The sequence below is a fragment of the bacterium genome, from assembly GCA_024228115.1.
Lineage (GTDB): Bacteria > Myxococcota_A > UBA9160 > UBA9160 > UBA6930.
Genome location: JAAETT010000191.1, coordinates 1 through 2725, shown reverse-complemented (window position 1 = coordinate 2725; position 2725 = coordinate 1). Strand labels below are relative to the sequence as shown.

Here is a 2725-nt window from a genome sequence, read left to right as displayed (position 1 = left end):
CAGCGTCCACCCTCAGGCTGGGGTCTCCGAACTCACGCCCCGGCTTTGGAAAGAGAACTTCGCCGACTCACCTCTCGGCCCGCTCACAGGCTGAGATCCCGCGATACGGACCGCAACCACGTCCGAGGTTGGCCGCTTACCCCGCAAGATGCCCGACACCGCAGCAGGAACGTCGGCGGTCGCGGGAAAGACGGTATCTGCCAGTCCTCGCACTCGCGTGGCGATCTCGAGTTCGGTCGAGTGACGCTCCGCACGAACGATCTCGGAGGTCGAGGAGCCGTCTCGCTGCTTCAACCGGAGCTCGCGCAGCTCCCTTGGCGCGCTCACGAACACCAGCGCATATGCTGAGGGACGAAAGAACTGAGGAAGCGCTTCGGCGATGTGCTGGTGCCTAATCCCTTCAATGATCAGACCCGACGCCCCATCCCATCCGCTCGCTGAAACTACGCGGTGAATGAATTCATCTGCTGATAGCGTCTGGATGAGATCTTCGCCCACTGCTTGGAGATTGTCGCGTGTATGCTCAAATCCAGATTCGGTGGCAACGTCCCTGACGTACTCGCCGAAGCTTCCCACCTTCCAGTCCAACGCCTCGGCAAGCCCTCTAGCGATGCTCGACTTCCCGGCGCCGATTTGACCGGCTAGGCCGATGACCTGGCAGCGTAAGTTGGTCATCCGTGGTTGAGTCCAATGGGAGTACGACCCACCCGCGCCGGTCGCGCTTCGCGCAGGAAAGGGGTGGTAGCGGAATGACGGAGTCGATGTGCATGAGAGTCGCGTAGCATGCGTGCTCGCGCGCTTTCCAAAATTCCGGTGTCTCTGCGCAGAGCCCGCGCCCGTAGTCGGCCCTGATCTGGGCACGAGTTGAGCGATCTAGTTCGAAGAACTCGACGTCTGATACGGTGCACAAGCCCACGATCGGGCCCGAGGAACGCTTCAAAACCAAGCAATCTCCGGGTGAGATCGCACCATACGGCGCAACCCGATTCACCGAGAACCGAGATTCGATCGTCTTCTTTCCAGCAAGAATCCACTCGAGGTACGGCTCCGTAAGTACAGCCAGATGAATGGAATTGTGATCTTCGGTGTCACCAAGAAAAGCCCGGGGCATCTCAACGCCGGTTTCTGCAAGTGCCTCCCGTACATCTGTTTCGAGCTGCGCCTGCCAAGTCTCCATCACCGCGGCCCCCTCCGCAGTCTATATACTCGGCGCGTTCCAAGTTCACAATCGTCTCTAGCTGGTTTTGCAGGCGTTTCAGCGATTCGTATTCGGAATCGGTCAGCGCTCGGCTGACGACCTCAGCACACAGGTCACCCGCGCCAAGGCCTTGGTTCATCTCCTCGATCACCGAAGACACCACGCTCGGCCCATCCGACGCGAAGACACGGTTGCCGGAAGTCCAGACTGCGACCTGCTCTCGGACGGAGTCGCGGCGGCTCACCGTTTCAAGAACGTCGTTGTCAACAAGGCTACGCAGCTCTGGGGCGAACCAGTCGCATGGAGCAGTGCGCACCTTGATACGTACTCCGCCGAGCTCATGATCCGTCCACATCGTAGGGGATGGATCCGGTGGGCGTGATGCGGCGCACGCCGTAACTTTTTGGAACACGCTGAGATCCCCACGACGCCAATCGGACGGGTAGCAGGGTGAGCCCGAAGCGCGAAACGCAAGCGCTTCAAAAGGCGGGGTGTGATAGGGCAAGGCACCATCGACGATGCTCACGCGCTCAAGCCCAAAACTTCGCGCTTCCCGAACGAGATCGACGGCGTCTTGCTTGGCGGACGGGCGCGAGCCTACTGGGGGGCCACTCGCCGCTACGAAGCCACCCACCCGGAGCGCCGTCGACGCGGCCCAGAGAAATGCGCGCTGATCGGCGGGATACCATGGGGGGTCAACTATCGCGATAGCGGCTTCCAAAGCAGGAATCGGCGCCAAGAAGAGGTCATCAACAACTACCTTCGCATTGCTCGGAAATGGGGCTAGATCGTGAGAGCCATTTCGATCGAAGAGATAGACGGGACGCCCGAGTTCGGCGATCCGCGGAAAGAGGGTCGGACAACCGAAGAGCGCGACGGTCTCTCGCGGTCCCGCTCGATCAAGGACTTCTGATTGAAGCACTTCCAACGCCTCTGGTGCAAACCGCCAGTCGTAGTCAAGGGGGTGCGGGACCCGACCGTCGTGCGGACCGAATATCAATCCGGTCGAAGCGGGCTGATATCTCAAGGGCATGGGAACGGCGGCGCCCAGTCTTCGCAGGCTAGCGGCGACTTGGGGTGGGGAAACACCAGGGACGTTCCGAAGGAGGGTCTTCAGATTCAAAGCGCCGTTGCCAATCGCGCGTTCGACCCAAGTGTCGATCCGCCGATCGAAAGGATCGTCACCCATGGGAGCACGATCCAATCGGGACTTCACAGATATCCCTCTCGCGGAGGCGAGCCGGAAAACGATCCGCAACAACCCTCGTCCAAGCCAACAGAACCGCCCGCTGATGTTTCATCGCAACGCGTCGCGACTCGTTGAGTCGCTCCAACGCTGGCGTGAAGGACTGCACCTCAAGAGGAACGGTCCTGAGTGGGAGGTTCTCGGGGATGTCCCGTCCGCTGTTGATCTTCTCTGAGCGGCGGCTCCGGTTTGAATCCTAGGCGACGCGCTTTGCAGTCGCCTCTTCGCTGGTTTCGGACACGGTGAGAGCTCGGACGAGCTTCTCGATGTCGCGCCACCCT

2 protein-coding genes are annotated in these 2725 nt (G+C 60.7%); both read right to left on the bottom strand.

Translation table 11 applies throughout. The features are described 5' to 3' along the window. Positions 1-12: 12 nt before the first annotated feature. The gene (locus GY937_09365) at positions 13-675 is read right to left on the bottom strand and encodes an AAA family ATPase (GenBank protein MCP5056916.1); all 663 of its coding nucleotides are present in this window, start codon (positions 673-675) and stop codon (positions 13-15) included. Then, complete coding sequence (locus GY937_09360) at positions 605-1177, bottom strand: ASCH domain-containing protein (protein ID MCP5056915.1); 573 nt, start codon at positions 1175-1177, stop codon at positions 605-607. The genes GY937_09365 and GY937_09360 overlap by 71 nt, the downstream gene beginning before the upstream one ends. Positions 1178-2725 lie beyond the last annotated feature (1548 nt).